Genomic DNA, 19,185 nt, shown 5'->3' on the forward strand with positions numbered 1-19,185 from the left:
ACCTCGAACCTCGAATAGGTCTTGCCGTCGCTGTTGTCGATCTCGTCGCTGAAGACCTTGCCTTCCACCCACAGCAGCTGGCCGCCGGTCCATACCGGCACGCGGGCCAGATCCTTGCTGCGCGAGGGCAGATCGTCGGCGTAGTCGAACTCGTAGCCCGCCGGCAGCGCGACGTAGGGCCACGCCGGCAGCGGCTTGTCGCTGACCGGGATCGCGCCGATGTCGAAGGCCACGGCGGCAGGCGCGGCGGCGGTGGCAGCCGGTGCGGCGGCGGGCGCCGTGTCCGCGGCAGGTTGCGCGGCGGGCGCATCGGCGGCGGCCGGTGCCTCCGCGGCAGCGGCGGCGGCCTCCGGCTTCTTGCACGCCGTCAGGGCCACGCCCACGGCCAAACCCAGCGCCAGCATCGGAACGGCGGACTTCATCGACATCACTTCGGCTCCAGTTCGGGGGAATGAGCGGCGAAGTGTAAGCGATGGGATCGCGGCGGAAATCGCGCCCGCATCAGCTCCGCAAGCCCACGCCGCGCTGGAGCAGCCACAGCCCCAGCGCCGACAGCGCGGCCACGAAGCCCAGCATCAGCCCGTAGGCCACCCACAGCGGCACGTCGCTCACGCCCAGCAGGCCGTAGCGGAAGGCGTTGACCATGTAGAAGATCGGATTGGCGTGGGTCATCGCCTCGGCCCACGAGGGCAGCAGCTTGACCGAGTAGAACACGCCGCCCAGGTAGGTCAGCGGGGTGAGGATGAAGGTCGGCACGATCGCCACGTCGTCGAACTTCTTGGCGTAGACCGCGTTGATGAAACCGGCCAGCGAGAAGATCGTCGCGCCCAGCAGCACCGTGGTCAGGGTGACCAGCGGGTGCGGGATGCGCACGTGGGTGAAGCACATCGCGATCGCCAGCACGATGACGCCCACCATCAGCCCGCGCAGCACCGCGCCGGCCACGTAGCCCCACAGGATCACCCAGTTGGGCATCGGGCTGACCAGCAGTTCCTCGATGTGGCGGCCGAACTTGGCGCCGAAGAAGCTGGAGGAGATGTTGCCGTAGCTGTTCTGGATGACACTCATCATCACCAGGCCCGGCACGATGAACTCCATGTAGCTGTAGCCGCCCATGTCGCCGATCCGCGAGCCGATCAGGCCACCGAAGATCAGGAAGTACAGGGTCATCGTGATGGCCGGCGGCACCAGGGTCTGGCCCCAGATGCGCAGGATGCGCGCGACCTCGCGGCGGACGATGGTCCCGAAGGCGATCAGGTTGGGATTGCTCATGCCGCCTGCTCCTTGCCGTTGCCGGTCATGCGCACGAACAGTTCCTCCAGCCGGTTGCTCTTGGTGCGCATCGAGCGCACCCGGATGCCGGCCTCGTTGAGGGCGGCGAAGACGCGGTTGAGATCCATCGCCCGCGGCATGTCCAGGTCCAGGGTGTGCGGATCCGTCGCCACCAGGGTGGCGCCCTCGATGGCCGGCAGCTGTGCTGGCAGCTCGCCATCGATATCGAGCAAAAACCCTTCCACGTCCAGCTTGGCCAGCAGCGCGCGCATCGGGCCCTGCTCGACGATGGTGCCGTGGTCGATGATCGCCAGGTTGCGGCAGAGGCTTTCGGCCTCTTCGAGGTAATGGGTGGTCAGGATGATGGTGGTGCCGGCGGCGTTGATGTCCTTCAGGGTCTTCCACATACCGCGGCGGATCTCGATGTCCACGCCGGCGGTGGGTTCGTCCAGGATCAGCAGCCGGGGCCGGGTCATCATCGCGCGGGCGATCATCAGGCGCCGCTTCATGCCGCCGGAGAGGGTGCGGCTCATCATCTGCGCCTTCTCCCACAGCTGTGCGCGCTTGAGCTCCTCTTCCGCCCGCACCAGCGCCTCGGCGCGTGGCACTCCGTAGAAGCCGGCGTAGTTGACCAGGATGTCGATCGGTTTCTCGAACATGTTGAAGTTCAGCTCCTGCGGCACCAGGCCGATCAGGCGCAGGGCGTCGTCGCGATGGCGCGACAGGTTGACGCCGAACACCTCGACCTCGCCGCCGCTTTTGTTCACCAGCGAGCTGACGATGCCGATCAGGGTCGACTTGCCGGCGCCATTGGGGCCGAGCAGGGCGAAGAAGTCGCCGGGCGCGACCTGCAGCGAAACGCCCTTGAGCGCCTGCACGCCGTTGTCGTAGACCTTGCGGAGATCGGAGATGGCGAGCGCGGGCGCGTTCGCGGAAACCACGGGTTGGGACACGTAGGGACCTTGCGGCGCCGGCCTGGGCGCCCGGGGGACACGAACGCTTATTATAGGCACCCCGCCGGGTCGACCCCGGCACCACACCGTTCCATCGCCCAGCACCTTGGCCATCGTCCATTTTCCGTTGAAGCTCGTGGGGCGCCGCATGCTGGCCCCCAGCGTCGGCCACTATGTCTTCGTCCGCGACGACGGCCAGCCCCTGGATTTCATCCCCGGCCAGTTCATCCAGGTGCATTTCAGCTACGCCGACGGCACCCCGGCCAAGCGCAGCTATTCGCTGGCCACCATCCACGACCACCGGCTGGGCCCGGGCGAGGCGGTGGAGATCGCGGTCAGTTACGTGCCCGGCGGCGCGGCCACCGCGCTGTTCGAGGGCCTGCCGGAAGGCGGCCACGTCGACGCCAGCGGGCCCTACGGCCGGTTCTGCCTGATGCCCAACGACCGCAACCGCCGCTACCTGCTGATCGCCACCGGCACCGGGGTGACGCCGTACCGGGCGATGCTGCCGCAGCTGGCCGAGCAGATCGCCGGCCGCGACATCGAGGTGGTGCTGCTGTTCGGCGCGCGCACCCCGGCCGAGCTGCTGTACGGCGACGATTTCCGCGCCTTCGCCGATCGGCATCCGCAGTTCCGCTTCGTGCCCTGCTTCTCGCGCGAGCTGCCGGACCATCCGCATCCGGATGTGCGCCAGGGCTACGTGCAGCAGCATCTGGCCGAGTTCGTCCCCAACGCCGACACCGATATCGCCTATCTGTGCGGCAATCCGGACATGGTCGACGCCTGCTTCGAGGCGCTGAAGGCCGCCGGCCTGCCCATCCCGCAGATCCGGCGGGAAAAATACGTCAGCAGCAAGTAATCGCCCCCCTCCATCCCTCCCGGCCGGAAACCCGCCGGAACCCGCGATCGTCCCGCCGGAAAAAAGTCGCCGCACTTTGGTCACATCCGGCGCGGGGCACCGTCATGGCATCCTGAAACGCATCGCAACCAGGACGAATGCCCATGCGACACCACCGCAAGACCCTGCTGGCCTGTGCCGGCCTGCTCGCGCTCAGCGCCTGCAGCAACGCTCCTTCGCCGGAAAAGGCGGCCACCGGCCGCCACTACGGCCGCATCACCTTCCAGCCCTGCACGCTGGCCGAAGCCGGTACCGGCGGCAACGTCGAGGCCCAGTGCGCGACCTTCGAGGTGCCGGAGAACCGCCAGGCCCCGCAGGGTCGCAGGATCGCGCTCAATGTCGCCTGGCTGCCGGCCACCGACGAGGGCGCGGCCCTCGAGGATCCGGTGTTCTTCCTGGCGGGCGGTCCCGGCCAGGCCGCGACCGAGCACGCGGTCATGGTCGACGCCGCCCTGCGCGAGGTGCGCAAGCAGCGCCACGTGGTGCTGGTGGATCAGCGCGGCACGGGGCGCTCCAATCCGCTGGAATGCAGTGATTCCGAGGACGGCAAGTCGGTCGCGGACATGGACTCCCTCGACGAGGCGGCCCTGCAGGCCGTCTCGCGCCGCTGCGTGGACGCGCTGTCCAAACATGCCGATCTGCGCTTCTACACCACCACCGACGCGATCCGGGATCTGGACGACGTGCGCAAGATGATCGGCGCCGAACGCATCAACCTGATCGGTGTCTCCTACGGCACCCGCGTCGCCCAGCAGTACGCCGGCACCTATCCGCAACACACCCGCGCGATCGTGCTCGATGGCGTGGCGCCGAATTCGCTGGTGGTCGGCGGCGAGTTCGCCCGTCGCTTCGACGATGCGCTGGCGCTGCAATCCAAGGCCTGCGCCGCCGACGCGGCCTGTCGCGCGCGTTATCCGACCGATCTGCGCACCCGCCTGCTGGCGCTGAAGCAGCGCCTGTCCGCCGCGCCGGTGGAGGTGACCTACCGGGATCCCTCCAGCGGAGAGGAGAAGCACGACAAACTGTCCGCTTCGACCGTGACCGGCCTGACCCATGCGTTCTCCTACATGCCGGCGACCACCTCGCTGCTGCCGTTGGTGCTGGATGAAGCCGACCAGGGCCGCTACGGACCGCTGATGTCGCTGGCCAAGTTCATGGACGGCCAGGTCTCCGGGCAGATGGCGCGGGGCATGCAGCTGTCGGTGATCTGCGCCGAGGATGCGGACCGCTACCGGCCGGATCCGGCCGACGCCAACACGGTGATGGGCGACGATCTGGCGCGGCTGTTCTTCAGCCCCTGCGCGGTCTGGCCCAAGGGCGAACGCCCGGCCGGTTTCAACCAGCCGCTGGTGTCGAAGGTGCCGGCGCTGCTGATGTCCGGCGAACAGGATCCGGTCACTCCGCCCAGCTATGGCGAAGCGGTGCTCAAGGGACTGGCCAATGGCCGCCACCTGGTCCTGCGTGGCCAGGGCCACAACGTGATCGGCCAGGGCTGCATGCCCAAGCTGGTGAGCCAGTTCATCGAATCCGGCGACGCGAAGGCGCTGGATGCCAAGTGCCTGGACGCGATCGACGGCACGCCCGCCTTCACCGGTTTCAATGGATGGGAGCCGTGATGGATTCCTGCATCTCCTTCCCATCCACCGGCGCGATTCCAGGAGAGATTCAATGATCGTGGCACAGGATCTGCACAAGAGCTTCAAGACCAAGACCGGCCTGGTCAACGCGGTGGACGCGGTGAGCTTCCAGGCGCGCGACGGCGAAATCACCGGCCTGCTCGGCCCCAACGGCGCCGGCAAGACCACCACCATGCGCATGCTGTACACGCTGATGTCGCCGGATCGCGGCAGCGTGCTGGTCGACGGCGTCGACGCCACCCGCGACCCGGTCGCGGTGCGCCGCTCGCTGGGCGTGCTGCCGGACGCGCGCGGCGTCTACAAGCGCCTGACCGCGCGCGAGAACATCGCCTACTTCGGCGAACTGCACGGCCTGTCGCGCGAGGTCATCGCCGAGCGCACCCGCAAGCTGTCGCAGGCGCTGGACATGGACGACATCCTGGATCGGCAGACCGAGGGGTTCTCGCAGGGCCAGCGCACCAAGACCGCGATCGCCCGCGCGCTGGTGCACGACCCGAAGAACGTCATCCTCGACGAACCGACCAACGGCCTCGACGTGATGACCACCCGCGCGATGCGCGGCTTCCTACGCCAGCTGCGCGAGGAAGGCCGCTGCGTGATCTTCTCCAGCCACATCATGCAGGAAGTCGCCGCGCTGTGTGATCGCATCGTGGTCATCGCCAAGGGCCGCGTGGTCGCCGCCGGCACCGCCGACGAACTGCGCCAGCAGGTCGGCGAGGACAACCTGGAAGACGCCTTCGTCAAAGTGATCGGGTCCGAGGAGGGACTGCACGCATGAGCCTGTTCGGTACCGTCTTCACCGTGATGCGCAAGGAACTCAGGGATCTGTCGCGCGATCGCCGCACCCTCGCGCTGGCGCTGTTCCTCGGCCCGCTGCTGTACCCGGCGCTGATGCTGGGCATGGGTTCGCTGGCCGAGAAGCGCGCCCGCACCCAGATCGACAAGGACCTGGACATCCCCGTGGTCGGCAAGGAGAACGCGCCCAACCTGGTCGCCTTCCTCGCCAGCTACGGCCTCAAGGCGGTGGAACCGCCCAAGGATCTGTCCGCCGCCATCCGCAACCAGGACATCGACGTCGCCCTGCGCATCAGCCCCGACTACGCCAGGGACTGGCGCGCCGGCAAGCCGGCGCTGGTGGAGATCATCAAGGACAGCACCCGCCGCGACGCCGAGATTCCCAGCCGCCGGCTGGAAACCACGCTGGCGATCTACAGCCAGCAGGCCGGCGCGCTGCGGCTGATGGCGCGCGGCATCGATGCGTCGGTCGCCAAGCCGGTGAACATCGGCGCGCAGGATCTCGCCACGCCCGAAGCCAAGCGCGGCGTGCTGCTGTCGGTGCTGCTGCCGTATCTGCTGATCCTGACCTCGTTCATCGGCGGCGCCTACCTGATCCTCGACGCCACCGCCGGCGAACGCGAACGGCAGTCGCTGGAGCCGTTGCTGGCCACGCCGGCCTCGCGCGGCGCGGTGGTCAGCGGCAAGATCGCGGCGGCCTGCGTGATCGGCATGGGCACACTGGTCCTGACCCTGCTGGCGTTCCGCATCAGCGCGCAGATTTCCTCCGGGGTCGGCCGCCAGTTGAACGTGTCGTTCCCGGCGATGGCGCAGATGCTGCTGGTGCTGCTGCCGATGCTGTTCATCGGCACCTCGCTGCTGACCTGGCTGGCCGCCAGCGCCAAGAGCATGAAGGAAGCGCAGAGCCACATGACCTGGCTGCTGCTGCTGCCGATGGTGCCGACCTTCGCGTTGATGGCCAGTCCGGTGAAGAGCCAGCTGTGGCAGTTCGCGGTGCCGTTCCTGGCGCAGAACCAGCTGATCCTCAAGGTCATCCGCAACGAGGCCATCAGCCCGCAGATCTGGGGCATCTACCTGGCCTGCGCGTTCGGCCTGGCCGCGCTGCTGTGGTTCGCCGCGGTGCGCCGCTACCACCAGGAGCGGCTGGCGATTTCCGGTTGATGCGCGGACACCGGAACGAAAAAAAAAGGGGGCGGAATTTCCGCCCCCTTTTCTTTTGCCTCGTGTTTCCTTCGCCGGTTACTTCGGATCAACCGCCCGGATTGAAGCCGATGGTGCGGCGGGTGGTGACCGGTTCGCTCACCGGCTGGAACTTCCAGCGCTTGGCCGCGTTGACCGCTTCGCGGTCGAACACCCGCGCCGGGGTGGCGCGCACCACCCGCGCGGAGGTGACCGAGCCATCCGTGCCAACGGTGAACTCGACCAGTACTTCACCGGCGGTGCCGGCGCGCAGGGCTTCCGGCGGATAGCGCGGCGCCGGCGTGCTGATCGGACGCAGCTGGTTGCCCGCGCCGGAGTTCGACGCGGTGCTGGCCGGTGCCGAAGCCGGCGTCGCGGGTGCCGGCGCGGCGGCGGCGCGGGCGGCGGCTTCGCGCTGCTCGGCCTCGCGACGGGCGGCGGCCTGCCGCTCGGCTTCCTGTCGCGCCGCTTCCTGCTGCTGCACCAGCTGCTGCGCCGCGGCCGCTTCGCTCGCGCGCTGCTGTTCGGCCTGCTGCGCCAGTCGCTGCTGTTCCTTCAACCGGTTTTCCTCGGCCGCCTTGGTCTTGGCCTCGCTGTCCTCGGCCCGCTGGGCGACCGCTTCCTGCGCGCTGGCGATGCTCTGCTTCAGTCGCGGCAAGGCCGGCGCCTTGGGATCGGCTTTCTCGATGATCGCCGACAGGCGCTGCGCCTCGGTGAACTCTTCGCGGGCGATGCTCTGCTCGGCGGCGATCAGCGTGTAGGGCATCAGATCGGTCAAGGCGCTGGTCACGCCCGGATCGTTGGGCAGCTTGTCGCGCAGGGCGAGGTAGTACTCCATGGCGTTGTTGCCGCCCGGTGCGTAGATGCGGTTCTCGCGCAGCGCGTTGGTGGCGGCGTCGCGGAGTTGATCCACGTTCATGGCCTGGACTTCCGCCGAGACCGCCGGCGGTGGTGGCGCCGCCTGGCCGGCGGCGGCGGCCTGGCCGGCGGCGGGCGCCGTGGCCGGTTCATCCTTGGAGCAGGCGGCGATGGCCAGTACCAATAGCAGAGGTACCACCAAGCGCGGCTTGGCGTAGTGCAGGTTCGACAGCATCGGTTGTTTCCCCCAGAAACACGAAAAGTGAATCAACGGACCCCGCGTGCCCCAGCACACGGGATCACACCCCGTCTGTCAATCTTGTCACCTTATTTGCCGATGCAGAAGGTGGAGAAGATGTATCCCAGCATTTCGTCGGCGGAAATCCGGCCGGTGACCTCGCCTAATGCGTCATGCGCCAACCGGAGCTCCTCGGCCGCCAGCTCCAGCATTTCGTGATTCAGTTCACCCTTTGCCTGTTCCACGTGCCCGCCGGCCCGGCGCAGGGCGTCGACATGGCGAGCCCGGGCGGTGAATTCGCCCTCGCTGCCCTCGCCCGCGCCCTGGCCGGCAAGTTCTCGCAGGCGGGCGTGCAGCGCCGGCAGCCCATGGCCGGTGGCGGCCGATACGGCGACCACCTCGGGGTCCGTGTCCCGCGGCGGCGCCGGCAGCAGATCGATCTTGTTGTGGATCCACAGGCGCCGGGGAACATCGGCGATGACCCCGGCGACCGCCGCCGCGCCGGCCTGCACGTCGCGGGCGTCGACCACGATCAGGGCCAGATCGGCCCGCTGGAGTTCGGCGCGCGCCCGGCGCATGCCTTCGCGCTCGATCGCATCGCCCCCCTCGCGCAGGCCGGCGGTATCGACCAGGTGCAATTCGAGCCCGTCCAGGCGGATGGTCTCGTGCAGGGTGTCGCGGGTCGTACCGGCCACGTCGGTGACGATGGCGCGGTCGCTGCCGGCCAGCGCGTTGAGCAGCGAACTCTTGCCGGCATTGGGCGGACCGACGATCACCGTGTGCAGCCCGTCGCGCAGTTTGCGCCCGCGCTCGGCGTCGGCGAGCAACTGCCGCAATTCCACCTGCGCCGCCTCCAGGCCGGCGCGGACTTCGCCGCCGCCCAGCGTCTCGATCGACTCGTCGGCGAAATCGATCGCCGCCTCGACGTGCACGCGCAGACGCAGCAGGGTCGCGGCGATCGCATCCACGCGACGCGAGAACACGCCATCCAGCGAACGCCGCGCGGCGCGCGCCGCGCGCGTGTCCGAGGCGGCGATCAGATCGGCCACCGCCTCGGCCTGGGCCAGATCCAGCTTGCCGTTGTGAAAGGCGCGCTCGCTGAATTCGCCCGGGCGCGCGCGCCGCGCGCCGAGCGCACAGGCGCGATCCACCAGCGCGTGCAGCACGACCGGGCTGCCATGCGCCTGCAGTTCGGCGACGTCTTCCCCGGTGAAGCTGGCCGGACCGGGAAACGCCAGCGCGATGCCGTCGTCCAGCGTTCCGCCCTCGCCGTCATCGAAGCGCACGTGATGGGCGCGGCGCGGTTGCAGTTCGCGTCCGCACATCGTCGTGGCGATGGCCAGCGCGCGGGGTCCGGACAGGCGCACGATGCCGACGCCGCCCGCGCCGGGCGCGGTGGCGATCGCGGCGATGGTGTCCAGTGGCGCCATCGCGTTCATTGCAGCTGCCTGAGCTGTTCGCGCACGGTGTCGGCCGAGGCGCCGGTCGGCTGCAGTTCGAGATAGGTGCGATAGGCCTTTTCCGCCTTGGCCACGTCATCCAGATGCCGGTAGGCGTCGCCGAGATTGAGATAGGCGACCGCGCGCGAAGGGTCGATCCGCACGGTGTTCTCCAGCCAGCGCGCCGCCTGCGCGTACTTGGCCTGGCGGTAATAGACGAAGCCCAGGTTGTTGGCCGCCAGGGCGAAGTCGGGGCGCAGCTTCAACGCCTCGGCGAAGGCTTCCTCGGCTTCGGCGTAGCGCTTTTCCTTGTACAGCTGCAGGCCGCGATCATTGGCGCGCTGCGCCTGCTGGCGGTCGGACATGCGCCCGGCGGCCGCAGGCACCACCACCTGGCGCGCGTCGCCCTGCAGATCCCGGATCGTCACCTGCCCCGCGCCCGTCCCGGGCGTGGACGCCTCGACCTTGCCATTGAGCGCGATCGCCTCGGTCGACAGCTGCTGCGTACCGGCGGTGAGGAATTCATCGCCCGCCGGCACCTCGAACACGAACTCGCCGCCCTGCGAACCGGGCAGGGATCCGAACGCCGGCGTCTGCGCCGAGATGCCCGATACCGCCGGCGCGACGTAGGCCGCCAGTTCGGTGCCGGTGATCAGGCCGTCGCCGTTCAGATCGCCCTTGCCCGACAGCGCCTGCAGCAGCACCCAGGTGAACACCGAGTGGCCATTGGGGCCGCTGTCGGCCACCTGCTGGTCGGCGCCGCCGGCGGTCAGCATCTGCCGCGCGATCCGGCGCGCGTTCTCGCGCAGGTAGGCGCTGGCGCCGTTGCCGCCACGGGTCAGGCCCAGGCCGCTGTAGCAGGCATCCATCACGAACATCACGTGCTTGGCTTCCAGGCTTTCGGCGATGTTCTGGATGTCGGTCATCGCGATGGCGTCATTGGCGAACTGCGTCGGATCCGAATCGACCGGAATGATGTAGCCCAGCTCGCGCCCGGATGCCAACCGGCGGGTCGCGCCGTGGCCGGCGAAGAACACGAACACGCGATCGTTCTTGCCAAGCCCGCCATGGCCCAGCCGATCATGGAACGCCGCCAGGATGTTGTTGCGGGTGGCTTCCTTGTCCTTGAGCACGATGACCTGGGAAGACGGAAAGCCGAACTGGCCGGTCAGGGTATCGGCGATCGCCTGCGCGTCGTTGCCGGCGTAGCGCAGCTTCGGCCAACGCGCATAGTCGTCGATGCCGATGACGATGGCCCAGGATCGCGCATAGCCGGTGGTGACCGCGGCCTCCTGGCTGCGCGCGGCCCGGGCGACGCTGAAGTCGCGGCCGTTCCAGGCCGCGAACTGGTAACCCTCGGCGGAGAGGCGATCCAGGATCTGCGGCAGCGCCTTGACCGTGCGTTCGTGGATGTCATGGAACAGCAGGATGCCGCGCTGTTCCTTGTGGACCTGGTCGATCACCCGCTGGACGATCGATTCGGGCACCGGGTCGGCCCAGTCCAGCGAGTCGATGTTCCACATCACCGAGCGCAGTTTGGCCTCGCCGAGAATGCGCATGCCCTCGGCATTGCGCGCGCCGTAAGGAAACCGGAACAGCGGCGCGCGGCGCGCGTCCACGTCACGCAGCAAGGTGTCGGTGTCGAGGATCTGGCTGCGCAGCGCATCGCCGGTCTGCTTGGACAGCTGGGCATGGGTCAGGCTGTGGTTGCCGACCGTATAGCCCTGCGCGATCAGCTCGCGGGTCACGCCCGCCAGCGGCCCGAGCGTGGCCTGCCCCTTGTCATCGAGCCTGCCCAGGTTGCGGCCGACCTGGAAGAAGGTCGCGGGGACGTCGTAGCGCTTGAGGATCGCGACGATTTCCTCGGTGTAGGCACGATGCGGGCCGTCGTCGAAACTCAGCACCACCGTCTTCGCAGGCAGATCGCGCCCGAACACTTCACGGTCACCGTCGGCCATCGACATCGGATAGGGCGCGATCACTCCGTACTCGCGCAACAGCGCGTCGCGGTCGTAGCGCTTGCGCAGGCTGGCCACGTAGTCGTCCCACTTCTCGCGCTTGAGTTCGATCGCGCGGGTGGCGTCGAAGCGGCTGAAGATGCGGGTGATCTCGCGGTTGTAGTTGCGTTCGATTTCCTCCAGTGCCTCGAGGTCCTCGCCGATGCGCTGGTGCAGCTTGATCGCCGGCAGCGAGGAGTCCTTGCCGACCAGCGCTTGCAGGTCTCCCAGCACTTCACGGAAGGCCAGCCGATCCGCGTCGTGCAGATCCGGGGCCGATTCGATGTAGTCCAGCCGGCCGCCGATGGCGGCGAAGCGTTCGGTTTCGGGTCGCGCCAGCAGGGCCGCGAACAGGCCGCGCAGCCGGTCCGCGCGTTCCAGATTGTCATGGAACAGGCTCTGTCCGATCGCGCTCGCGCTGGCCCGCGCGGCCGGCGGCAAGGCGGTCTCGTCGTCGAGCAGGACGATGATCCTGCGGTGGTTCTCCAGTTGCGCCTTCAGTTCGTCGTCGATGGCGCGGGTATCCAGGCCAGCGACGTCACCGGCCTGCGAAGTCGAGGACGACGGCGACTCCGTGCCCGCTCCGGCTTCCCTCCGGTCGCCACAGGCGGACAACGCCGCGCCGGCCATCAACGCCAGGAACAGGGGAAGGAAGCGACGGATAGGCATTGCGGTACGGGCCGGACCCACGGTGTGTAAGACGCCGCGCATGTTAGCGCGGCCATGAAAAACCCGCCTTGCGGCGGGTTTTTCGAAGTGACTCGGTTTACTTCTTGGCGGTGACCGCGGGGGTGGCGGGTTCGCCGTGCCGCTTGGTCATCCACCACTGCTGCAGCAGACCCAGCGTGCCGTTGGTGACCCAGTACAGGACCAGGCCGGACGGGAAGAAGGCCATCATCACGCCGAACACCAGCGGCATGAACTGCATCATCTTCTGCTGCATCGGATCCATGCCCGGCGCCGGCGTCAGCTTCTGGGTCAGCCACATCACCAGCATGTTGAGGATCGGCAGGATGAAATAGGGATCCTGCGCGGTCAGGTCCTGGATCCAGGCGAACCAAGGCGCCTGGCGCAGTTCCACCGACTCCACCAGCACCCAGTACAGGGACAGGAAGATCGGCATCTGCACCAGGATCGGCAGGCAGCCGCCCATCGGATTGATCTTCTCCTTCTTGTACAGCTCCATCATGGCGACCTGGAACTTCTGCTTGTCGTCGCCGTAGCGTTCCTTCAACTGCTGGATGCGCGGCTGGAACTTGCGCATCTTGGCGAAGCTCTTGTACTGCGCCGCCGACAGCGGATACAGCACGGCCTTCACCAGCACCACCAGGCCGATGATCGACCAGCCCCAGTTGCCCAGCAGCGCATGCAGGTGGGCGAGGATCCAGAACAGGCCCTGACCGATGAAATCGAAGATCTTGAACTGGCTGTAGTCGACCGCGCGGTGCAGGCCCGGCACGTTCTCGGCCTTGATCTTGTTGACCAGCTTGGGACCGACCCACAGCCGCGCGGTGGTGGCCACGGTCTGGCCCGGCGCGACATTCAGCGTATCGCCCATCTCGCGGATCAACGGACGCGGGCCACTGGCGTACTTCGGCTCGTCCAGCGAGATGGTGGCGTGATCGGCGGCCTGCGGAATCCAGGCGGTGAAGAAATGGTGCTGGAGCATCGCGATCCAGCCACCGGTGCCGCGCCAGTCGACGCGACCGTCTTCCAGGTAATCGTCATCGAACTTGCGGCGCTGGTAGTTGCCGTCATACCAGGTCGCACCGTTGAAACTGAAGGACTCCGGATTGGTCATGCCACGCTTGACCAGTGGCGGGGTGCGGGTCAGCTGGCGGTAGATCGCGCCCTGCCACGGCGCGCCGCCGGCATTGACCACCTCGTCGCGCACCTGCACCGCGTACTCGCCGCGCTTGAGCGTGTAGGTGCGGCGGATGCTGACGCCATCCGGGCCGCGCCAGATGAAGGGCACCGAGATTTCGTTGCTGCCCGCCGCGAGCGCGAACGCGGTGCCGGCTTCCGGCACGAAGCCCTTCTCGTGGTTGGGCGCGGCGCGCGTGGTGCCGGCCGCGACCCAGCCGCTCTCGGCGACGTAGTAATGCGCCGGATCCTGATTGAACAGCTTGACCGCCGGGCTGCCGGGGCGCTTGTCCTGCGGGTAGTGCAGCAGCTCTGACTCCAGCACGCTGCCACCGTCCAGCACCAGCTTCAGCACGTCGCTGCTGACCGTCACGCGCTGTGCGGTCGAGGGCGTCGCCGACGCGGTCGCGGCAGGGGCCACGGCGGGCGCCGCCTGCGGCACCGTGCTGCCGGGCTGCGCGGTCGGCGCGGACGTGGGCACGGTGCTGCCCTGGGCCGCGGTGGTCGCCGCCGCGGTGATCGGGGCGGCTGCGGGCGCATTGAACTTGCCCCACTCCATCCACAACAGGATCGCCACCATCAGCCAGGCGAAAATCAGGAAAACACGGGTCTGGTTCATCGGACAGGCAATCTCAACCGGCGTCGGGTTCCGGTGTCGTGGAGGGAGAAGAGAGGGAATTCAAGGCCGCCGGCATTGTGCCTACCGCCGGAGTCGGCGGCAATGCGCCGGCGCGGACGAGAACACGGACAAAGGTTTCCCGCAGTTGTGCGTTGCTGGCGGTCCTGGCCGCCGGCCGCGCGACCACCACATAGTCGCCGGCGGGCAGCTGCGGACGCAGGCTGCGGAACTGCTCGCGCAGTTGGCGCTTGATGCGGTTGCGGCCCACCGCGCGGGTGTCGACCTTGCGGGAAACGGCCATGCCCAGCCGGGCCGGATGTTCTCCAGCCAGCCAATGCAGGCTCAGCAAAGGATCCGCGCAGCGACGCGACTGCTCGAAGACGCGGGCATACTCCGCGCCCGTACGGACCCGGGCATGACGTGGAAACGCTGCGCTCATGACAGCAAGAAGCCCGCACCGTTGTTCAGTGCGGGCTCCTGGCAAGGGCATCGCATGATTGATGTCTTGGCCGCGAACTGCGGCAAAGCCATCAGGCGGTGAGGCGCTTGCGGCCCTTGGCGCGGCGACGCGACAGGATCTTGCGACCGTCGGCGGTCTTCATGCGGGCACGGAAACCGTGGTCGCGCTTGCGCTTGAGATTGCTGGGTTGGTAAGTGCGCTTGGTGGCCATGGGGCCCTCGTGCGGGGTTGCGGATGGAAAGAACCGGAAATTCTATAGGTATCCGCCGGTTACGGTCAACACCGGTGAAGAAGATCGAAATGGGTCCCGCAAGACCGCGCACGCGCAGGGATCGCCGCCGGTCCACTCATCCACATCTTATGCACAGGAGCCATTGGCGCGACGGGGTGGCGGTGGTAGTCTGGCCGACCCCTTCTTTACAGGCTTCCGACCGCGCTGGCGCGTGGCGCGGCGGCGTGTTTTCCACACCTTATCAAGAACGAGTTGTTTCACGCGATGGATGCCTGGCCCCGCTGCCTTGAACGCCTGGAAGCCGAATTTCCGGCAGAGGATGTACACACCTGGTTGAAGCCGCTGCAGGCCGAACAGCGCAGCGATGCGGTGGTCCTGTACGCCCCCAACGCCTTCATCGTGGAACAGGTCCGCGAACGTTACCTGGACCGGATCCGGGAACTGCTGGACTACTTCGCCGGCCATGCGGAGGTTTCGCTGGAAATTGGTTCGCGCGCACGCGCGCCGGAACCGGCCCGCGCCGCCGCACCGGGCCTGGCTGCTCCCACCGCCGCCGCCGAGCCCTACGCGGGCAACCTGGACACCCACTACACCTTCGACAACTTCGTCGAGGGCCGCAGCAACCAGTTGGGCCGCGCCGCCGCCTGGCAGGCCGCGCAGAAACCCGGTGATCGCGCCCACAACCCGCTGCTGCTGTACGGCGGCACCGGCCTGGGCAAGACCCACCTGATGTTCGCCGCCGGCAACGAGATGCGCCGGCAGAACCCGAACGCGCGGGTGCTCTACCTGCGCTCGGAACAGTTCTTCAGCGCGATGACCAAGGCGCTGATCGAAAAATCGATGGATCAGTTCAAGCGCCGCTTCCAGCAGGTCGATGCGCTGCTGATCGACGATATCCAGTTCTTCGCCGGCAAGGACCGCACCCAGGAAGAGTTCTTCCACACCTTCAACGCGCTGTTCGACAGCCGCCAGCAGATCATCCTCACCTGCGATCGCTATCCGCGCGAGGTCGAGGGCCTGGAGCCGCGGCTGAAGTCGCGGCTGGCGTGGGGCCTGTCGGTGGCGATCGAACCGCCGGATTTCGAGACCCGCGCGGCGATCGTCCTGGCCAAGGCACGCGACCGCGGCGCCGAGATTCCGGATGAGGTCGCGTTCCTGCTGGCCAAGAAGATGCGCAGCAACGTGCGCGATCTGGAAGGCGCGCTCAACACGCTGGCCGCGCGCGCGAACTTCACCGGACGCGCGATCACGCCGGAATTCGCCCAGGAAACCCTGCGCGATCTGCTGCGCGCGCAGCAGCAGGCGATCAGCATTCCCAACATCCAGAAGACCGTGGCCGACTACTACGGGCTGCAGATCAAGGACCTGCTGTCCAAGCGCCGTACCCGCTCGCTGGCGCGTCCGCGCCAGGTCGCGATGGCGCTGGCCAAGGAACTGACCGAACACAGCCTCCCGGAAATCGGCGACGCCTTCGCCGGTCGCGATCACACCACCGTGCTGCATGCCTGCCGGCAGATCCGCAGCCTGATGGAGACCGATGGCAAACTCCGCGAGGATTGGGATAAGTTGATCCGTAAACTCAGTGAGTAAGCCGCCTGTTCCCTTGTGGACAAACTGTGGCTGGAATTTCCGCCAAAATTTATCCACAGGTTTCAAGGTGTCTCCCGAGGGGCTTGTCCACGGGGTTGGATCTGTCGGAAAATCTTTGCGATTCAAATGTTTGTGATGCTTCCCCACTGAAATCGGCGAAACCATCACCACCAGTTTTTAAGATCTTTCCTTCTTTTTAGAAGCACAAGGCACAAGGGGCAACCACCGACATGCGTTTCAGCCTTCAGCGCGAAGCATTCCTCAAGCCGTTGGCCCAGGTGGTCAATGTGGTCGAACGGCGGCAGACCCTGCCGGTCCTGGCGAACTTCCTGGTGCAGGTGCAGAACGGACAGCTCTCGCTGACCGGCACCGATCTGGAAGTGGAAATGATCGCGCGCAGCGCGGTCGAAGACGCCCAGGACGGTGAGACCACCATCCCCGCGCGCAAGCTGTTCGAAATCGTCCGCGCCCTGCCCGACGGCAGCAAGGTCACGGTCAGCCAATCGGCGGACAAGGTCACCGTGCAGGCCGGTCGCAGCCGGTTCACCCTGGCTACCCTGCCAGCCAATGATTTCCCGTCGGTGGACGAAGTAGAGGCGACCGAGCGCGTCGACGTGCCGGAAGCGACCCTGAAGGAACTCATCGAACGCACCGCGTTCGCGATGGCGCAGCAGGACGTGCGCTATTACCTCAACGGCCTGCTGTTCGATCTGGCGGACCGGACCCTGCGCTGCGTGGCCACCGACGGCCATCGCCTGGCCTTGTGCGAAGCCACCCTGGAAGGCGCGCCGCTGTCCAAGCGCCAGATCATCGTGCCGCGCAAGGGCGTGACCGAACTGCAGCGCCTGCTGGAAGGCGGCGATCGCGCCCTCGAACTGGAAGTCGGCCGCAGCCACATCCGGGTCAAGCGTGACGACGTGACCTTCACTTCCAAGTTGATCGATGGTCGCTTCCCGGACTACGCGGCGGTGATTCCGATTGGCGCCGACCGCGAGGTCCTGCTGGATCGCGAGGTCCTGCGCGCGGCCCTGCAACGCGCGGCGATCCTGTCCAACGAGAAGTACCGCGGCGTGCGGGTGGAAGTCTCGCCGGGCCAGCTCCGGATCAGCGCGCACAATCCCGAGCAGGAAGAGGCGCAGGAAGAAATCGAGGCCGACACCAAGGTCGACGGCCTGGCCATCGGCTTCAACGTCAACTACCTGCTGGACGCGCTCAGCGCGCTGCGCGACGAACAGGTCGTGATCCAGCTGCGCGACGCCAACTCCTCGGCGCTGGTCCGTGAAGCCAGCAGCGAAAAGTCCCGTCATGTGGTCATGCCGCTGCGCCTCTGACGTCCTGTTTCACGTGGAACACGAAGTTCGCCCGGCCTGATGCCGGGCGTTTTCGTTTTGGGAATCCCGACGTTGCCGGATTCTCACGGGAACACCGCATGGGTTTCGGTACCGTCGGGTCGGATACCCCATCGGCAGGTGGCCGGACATGCACAGGAGCAGATTGGGCAACCTAGTCATCGACTGCCAGACCGACGATCTTCCGGCCCAGGCCAGGTTCTGGAGCGCGGCCCTGGGCTGTCCCCTGCCCGAAGCGCCCCCGGAAGACGACCGATTCATCCAGCTGCGGACCTCGCCGGGTGAAGTCCAGGTCATTCTCCAGCGGGTCGGTCATGCGCCACGCGTGCATCTGGATCTGGAGACCGACGCAATCCCGGAGGAAGTCGTCCGGCTCGAGCGCCTGGGTGCCGTCCTGGTCGCCCGTCACGAGGAAGGCTGGGTAGTGATGCAGGCGCCCAGCGGGCATCGCTTCTGCGTCGGCCGGCCGTATCGAAGCGGCTTCCGGCAGAAGGCGAATACCTGGGAATGAGCGCGCTGCTGGCGCCGCGTCCAGGCTGGAGTCCCAGCCCGTCGATCCCGGTAAGATCCGTCCATGCCCCCCCGCCTGCTCCCGTCGATTCCGGCGGTCCTCCGACGTTCGTTCGCCGATCAGCCCTTTCTTGTCGGGGCCTGTCGCCCATGCGCGTGACCCGGCTGACCGTGGCGGGCCTGCGCCGCTTCGAACAGGCCAGCCTGCAACCTGCGCCCGGGCTGAACCTGATTACCGGGGACAACGGCGCCGGCAAGACCAGCCTGCTGGAGGCCCTGCACCTGATGGCGTATGGCCGCAGCTTCCGGGGGCGGGTGCGCGACGGGCTGGTCCGGACCGGCGCCGAGGCCGTCGAGGTGTTCGTCGAATGGGAAGAGGCCGGGGTTCCCCGCCCCCGGCGAGCCGGGCTGCGTCACAGCGGACAGGCCTGGACCGGGCGGCTGGACGGCGAGACCGTCGCTCAGCTGGGCGAACTCTGCGCCGCCCTGGCGGTGGTCAGCTTCGAACCCGGCAGCCACGCGCTGGTGACCGGCGGTGGGGAACCCCGTCGGCGTTTCATCGATTGGGGCTTGTTTCACGTGGAACAGGATTTCCTCGGATTATGGCGGCGCTACGCCCGCGCCTTGAAGCAACGCAATGCCCTGCTCAAATCCGGGGCCGGCGGCGCCCAACTGGATGCCTGGGACCATGAACTCGCCGAGTCGGGGGAACCGCTGACCCAGCGGCGCCTGCAGTACCTGGAGCAATTGCAACCCCGCCTTAGCCGGATGGCGGCGGAACTGGTGCCGGCCCTTGGCCGGGCCAGCCTGGAATTCCAGCCGGGTTGGCGCCGGCACGAGGTTTCCCTCGCCGATGCCCTGCTGCTGGCGCGGGAACGCGACCGCGCCACCGGGCATACCTCGGTGGGGCCGCATCGGGCCGACTGGCGGGTGGACTACGCCGCCTGCCCGGCGCGCGAGGCTCTGTCCCGCGGTCAGGCCAAACTGACCGCGCTGGCCTGCCTGCTGACCCAGGCCGAGGACTACGCCACCCGCCGGGGCGAGTGGCCGGTGATCGCCCTGGATGACCTGGCTTCCGAGCTGGATCGGGGTCACCAACGGCGGGTCCTGGAGCGTCTGCTGGGCAGTGGCGCCCAGGTGTTCATCACCGGCACCGAACCGCCGCCGGCATTGCGGGATTTGGAGGCCATTCCTGCCCAGTTCCACGTGGAACATGGCCGGCTGTCCCCTGTCTGACACCCGGCACGCCGGGGCGGGGGCCCCCGGGGTGCTATAATTTCGCCTCGTATCCCTATA

Annotated in this window: 16 protein-coding genes and 1 pseudogene; 8 read left to right on the top strand and 9 right to left on the bottom strand. The window is 67.6% G+C overall.

Annotation, left to right across the window (positions count from 1 at the left end):
• The 3 genes and pseudogenes from ACTHN1_RS11255 to ACTHN1_RS11265 form a co-directional block, all read right to left on the bottom strand.
• Positions 1–422, bottom strand: a pseudogene (locus ACTHN1_RS11255) (OmpA family protein); the annotation flags it as partial.
• Positions 423–501: 79 nt separating this feature from the next.
• Positions 502–1,272, bottom strand: a complete 771-nt coding sequence (locus tag ACTHN1_RS11260; protein ID WP_440471035.1) for an ABC transporter permease — start codon at positions 1,270–1,272, stop codon at positions 502–504.
• On the bottom strand, positions 1,269–2,183 hold the full coding sequence (locus tag ACTHN1_RS11265; RefSeq protein WP_440471236.1) for an ABC transporter ATP-binding protein: 915 nt from the start codon (positions 2,181–2,183) through the stop codon (positions 1,269–1,271). The genes ACTHN1_RS11260 and ACTHN1_RS11265 overlap by 4 nt, the downstream gene beginning before the upstream one ends.
• Positions 2,184–2,274: 91 nt before the next feature.
• Here ACTHN1_RS11265 and ACTHN1_RS11270 point away from each other — a divergent pair, with 91 nt between their 5' ends.
• The 4 genes from ACTHN1_RS11270 to ACTHN1_RS11285 all read left to right on the top strand — a co-directional run bounded on the left by ACTHN1_RS11270 (position 2,275) and on the right by ACTHN1_RS11285 (position 6,716).
• Entirely contained in the window at positions 2,275–3,084 is an 810-nt protein-coding gene (locus ACTHN1_RS11270) for a ferredoxin--NADP reductase (protein WP_440471237.1), read from the top strand.
• A gap of 143 nt (positions 3,085–3,227) precedes the next feature.
• Complete coding sequence (locus ACTHN1_RS11275) at positions 3,228–4,739, top strand: alpha/beta hydrolase (protein ID WP_440471036.1); 1,512 nt, start codon at positions 3,228–3,230, stop codon at positions 4,737–4,739.
• A gap of 52 nt (positions 4,740–4,791) precedes the next feature.
• Entirely contained in the window at positions 4,792–5,538 is a 747-nt protein-coding gene (locus ACTHN1_RS11280; RefSeq protein ID WP_440471037.1) for an ABC transporter ATP-binding protein, read from the top strand.
• Positions 5,535–6,716, top strand: coding sequence for an ABC transporter permease (locus tag ACTHN1_RS11285; protein ID WP_440471038.1), 1,182 nt, complete (start codon positions 5,535–5,537; stop codon positions 6,714–6,716). The genes ACTHN1_RS11280 and ACTHN1_RS11285 overlap by 4 nt, the downstream gene beginning before the upstream one ends.
• Before the next feature lie 88 nt (positions 6,717–6,804).
• Here the strand turns inward: ACTHN1_RS11285 and ACTHN1_RS11290 are convergent, their stop codons facing one another.
• The 6 genes from ACTHN1_RS11290 to rpmH all read right to left on the bottom strand — a co-directional run bounded on the left by ACTHN1_RS11290 (position 6,805) and on the right by rpmH (position 14,419).
• Positions 6,805–7,827: an energy transducer TonB gene (locus ACTHN1_RS11290; RefSeq protein WP_440471039.1), complete on the bottom strand. Its 1,023-nt coding sequence runs from the start codon at positions 7,825–7,827 to the stop codon at positions 6,805–6,807.
• 92 nt (positions 7,828–7,919) lie between these two features.
• A complete protein-coding gene (gene mnmE, locus ACTHN1_RS11295; protein WP_440471040.1) occupies positions 7,920–9,269 on the bottom strand; it encodes a tRNA uridine-5-carboxymethylaminomethyl(34) synthesis GTPase MnmE in 1,350 nt (449 codons plus the stop codon).
• Complete coding sequence (locus tag ACTHN1_RS11300; RefSeq protein WP_440471041.1) at positions 9,266–11,935, bottom strand: polysaccharide deacetylase family protein; 2,670 nt, start codon at positions 11,933–11,935, stop codon at positions 9,266–9,268. The genes mnmE and ACTHN1_RS11300 overlap by 4 nt, the downstream gene beginning before the upstream one ends.
• A gap of 97 nt (positions 11,936–12,032) precedes the next feature.
• Positions 12,033–13,748: a membrane protein insertase YidC gene (yidC, locus tag ACTHN1_RS11305; protein ID WP_440471042.1), complete on the bottom strand. Its 1,716-nt coding sequence runs from the start codon at positions 13,746–13,748 to the stop codon at positions 12,033–12,035.
• 13 nt (positions 13,749–13,761) lie between these two features.
• Positions 13,762–14,187 carry a ribonuclease P protein component gene (gene rnpA, locus ACTHN1_RS11310; RefSeq protein ID WP_440471043.1) on the bottom strand — a complete coding sequence of 142 codons (426 nt, stop codon included), beginning with the start codon at positions 14,185–14,187 and terminating at the stop codon, positions 13,762–13,764.
• Positions 14,188–14,278: 91 nt separating this feature from the next.
• Positions 14,279–14,419 (bottom strand): 50S ribosomal protein L34, encoded by a 141-nt coding sequence (gene rpmH / locus ACTHN1_RS11315; protein WP_097123437.1) that lies wholly within the window; start codon positions 14,417–14,419, stop codon positions 14,279–14,281.
• A gap of 285 nt (positions 14,420–14,704) precedes the next feature.
• Here rpmH and dnaA point away from each other — a divergent pair, with 285 nt between their 5' ends.
• From dnaA to recF, 4 genes are all read left to right on the top strand, one after another.
• The gene (gene dnaA / locus ACTHN1_RS11320) at positions 14,705–16,030 is read left to right on the top strand and encodes a chromosomal replication initiator protein DnaA (RefSeq protein ID WP_440471044.1); all 1,326 of its coding nucleotides are present in this window, start codon (positions 14,705–14,707) and stop codon (positions 16,028–16,030) included.
• A gap of 230 nt (positions 16,031–16,260) precedes the next feature.
• The gene (gene dnaN, locus ACTHN1_RS11325) at positions 16,261–17,361 is read left to right on the top strand and encodes a DNA polymerase III subunit beta (protein WP_295376695.1); all 1,101 of its coding nucleotides are present in this window, start codon (positions 16,261–16,263) and stop codon (positions 17,359–17,361) included.
• A 148-nt stretch (positions 17,362–17,509) separates the two neighbouring features.
• Positions 17,510–17,890, top strand: coding sequence for a VOC family protein (locus ACTHN1_RS11330; RefSeq protein ID WP_440471045.1), 381 nt, complete (start codon positions 17,510–17,512; stop codon positions 17,888–17,890).
• 149 nt (positions 17,891–18,039) lie between these two features.
• Positions 18,040–19,125 (top strand): DNA replication/repair protein RecF, encoded by a 1,086-nt coding sequence (recF, locus tag ACTHN1_RS11335; RefSeq protein ID WP_440471046.1) that lies wholly within the window; start codon positions 18,040–18,042, stop codon positions 19,123–19,125.
• Positions 19,126–19,185 lie beyond the last annotated feature (60 nt).

The organism is Pseudoxanthomonas sp., from assembly GCF_051953815.1.
Classification (GTDB): domain Bacteria; phylum Pseudomonadota; class Gammaproteobacteria; order Xanthomonadales; family Xanthomonadaceae; genus Pseudoxanthomonas_A.